Source organism: Phenylobacterium sp. 58.2.17 (genome assembly GCF_026411515.1).
In the GTDB taxonomy this organism is placed as follows: domain Bacteria; phylum Pseudomonadota; class Alphaproteobacteria; order Caulobacterales; family Caulobacteraceae; genus Phenylobacterium.
This window is the reverse complement of sequence record NZ_JAPMTQ010000095.1, coordinates 1-2,124: the sequence shown is the minus strand read 5'-3', so window position 1 is coordinate 2,124 and position 2,124 is coordinate 1. Positions and strand designations below refer to the sequence as shown.

Annotated in this window: 3 protein-coding genes; 2 read left to right on the top strand and 1 reads right to left on the bottom strand. The window is 70.7% G+C overall.

Features of this window, described 5'->3' with window-relative positions; translation table 11 throughout:
- Together OUA97_RS23150 and OUA97_RS23145 are read left to right on the top strand one after the other, a co-directional pair.
- A partial coding sequence (locus OUA97_RS23150) for an NAD(P)/FAD-dependent oxidoreductase (protein ID WP_267234439.1) occupies nt 1-614 on the top strand: 614 nt, incomplete at its 5' end.
- 10 nt (nt 615-624) lie between these two features.
- Nucleotides 625-1,794: an acyl-CoA dehydrogenase family protein gene (locus OUA97_RS23145; RefSeq protein WP_267234438.1), complete on the top strand. Its 1,170-nt coding sequence runs from the start codon at nt 625-627 to the stop codon at nt 1,792-1,794.
- 21 nt (nt 1,795-1,815) lie between these two features.
- On the opposite strand, the gene OUA97_RS23140 is transcribed toward OUA97_RS23145, so the two are convergent.
- Nucleotides 1,816-2,124, bottom strand: a 309-nt coding sequence (locus tag OUA97_RS23140) for an energy transducer TonB (RefSeq protein ID WP_267234437.1), incomplete at its 5' end; no start/stop codon positions are given.

The following is a 2,124-nucleotide window of genomic DNA, read 5'->3' as shown; positions in this document are numbered from 1 at the left end:
TGGATTGGCGGATCGAGGCCGGCGCGGGGCTGGCGGCGCTGCGCCGCGCCGCGCGCGAGGCCGGGGTCGAGTTCCGCCAGCAGGCGGCGAGCGGATTCGAGGGCGGCGAGCGGCTGGTGATCGCCACCGGCGCCGGGCGCGACCTGGCGGTGGTCGCGCCGGAGCTGTCGCACGTCTCGCCGATCAAGGGCCACATCCTGCGCAGCCGCGAGCGGGCCTATCGCGGCGTGGTGGTGCGCGGTCAGGGAGCCTATGTCACCGGCGCGCCCGGCGGGCTGACCATCGGGGCGACGATGGAGGCCGGGCTTGGCGACCGAGCGGTGGAGCCGGCCAAGGTCGAGCCGTTGAAGGCGGCTGGGGCGAGGCTGTTCCCGTACCTGGCCGAGGCCAGCTTCCAGGCCGAGACCGGGGTGCGTGGGGCTACGCCCGACGGACTTCCCATGGTCGGCCGCGGGCGGCATCAGGACGTGCTGCTGGCGGTCGGCGCGCGGCGCAATGGCTGGCTGCTGGCCCCGCTGGTCGCGCGGTTGATCGTGGCTTGCGTGACGGAAGGGGAAGCTGGTCCTTTTGCCGACGCCATGAGTCCGGCGAGGTTCGACGCGCCGGCGAAGTAGGGAGAGAGCGATGAGCGGCTTCTGGTTGAACGAGGAACAGGAAGCCATCGTCGAGAGCGTGAGCCGGCTCTGCGCCCAGTTCGACGCCGACTATTGGCGCAGGACCGACGAGACCGGCGATTTTCCCGAGGAATTCGTCGCCGCCATGGCCGCCGGCGGTTGGCTGGGCACGGCCATGCCGGCCGAGCTGGGCGGGGCCGGCCTGGGGCTGACCGAGGCGGCGCTGGTCATGCAGGCGGTGACGCAGTCGGGAGCCGGGTTCTCCGGCGCCAGCGCCATGCACCTGAACATCTTCGGACCGATGCCGATCGTCAGGTATGGCAGCCAGGAACTCAGGAACCGGGCGATCCCGCGGCTGATGTCCGGCGAAGACAAGATCTGCATCGGCATCACCGAGCCGGACTCCGGCCTCGACACCACGAGCCTGACGACGCGGGCGACGCGCACCAACGACGGCTATGTGATCTCGGGCCGCAAGGTGTGGACCACCATGGCCCAGCGCGCCAACAAGATGCTGATCATCGCGCGGACCACGCCCAAGGATCAGGTCAAGAAGCCGACCGAGGGCCTGAGCCTGTTCTACACCGACTTCGACCGCTCGAAGATCAGCGCGACGGTGATCCCGAAGATGGGCCGCAAGGCGGTCGAGTCGAACAGCGTCTTCATCGACAACCTCGAGGTCCCGGCCGGCGACCTGATCGGCGAGGAGGGGCGCGGGTTCTACTACCTGCTCGACGGGCTCAATCCCGAGCGGGTGCTGTTCGCCGCCGAGGCGGTGGGACTGGGCCGCGCGGCGCTGGCGCGGGCCTCGACCTACGCCAAGGAGCGGATCGTGTTCGGCCGGCCGATCGGCCAGAATCAGGGCGTCGCCCATCCGCTGGCCAAGTCCTGGGCCGAACTGGAGGCGGCCAACCTGATGGCGTTCAAGGCCGCGGCGCTGTTCGACGCCGGGCGCGAGTGCGGGGCCGAGGCCAATGCGGCCAAGTACCTGGGTGGGGAGGCGGGTTTCCATGCCTGCGAGTCCGCGGTGCTGGCGCACGGCGGCATGGGCTACGCCAAGGAATTCGACGTCGAGCGCTACTTCCGCGAGGCGATGATCGCCCGCATCGCGCCGATCAGCCGTGAAATGGTGATGAACTACATCGCCGAGCGGGTGCTCGGCCTGCCCAAGAGCTACTGAGCAGGCCGAGGCCGGGCCTTATCAGCCGAGATTGAAGCGGATCGGGATCTGCACCGTGCCGCCTTCCACCGGCTGGCCGTCGCGGGTCATGGGGCTCATCCGGAAGTAGGGGGCGAGCTTGAGCGCGGCGCGGCCGAAGCCCTCGTCGGCCGGCGACTCCCGGGCGATCGAACAGCCGCTGAGCGAGCCGGCGGCGCTGACCTGGCAGGATATCGTCGCCGTGCCGCCGACGCCGCGCCGCTGGGCGGAGTCCGGATAGAAGCGGGCGAACTCGCTGGGGCCGGGCCGCTTGAGCCAGTTCGGGGCGACGATCACGGCCGGCGGCGCGGG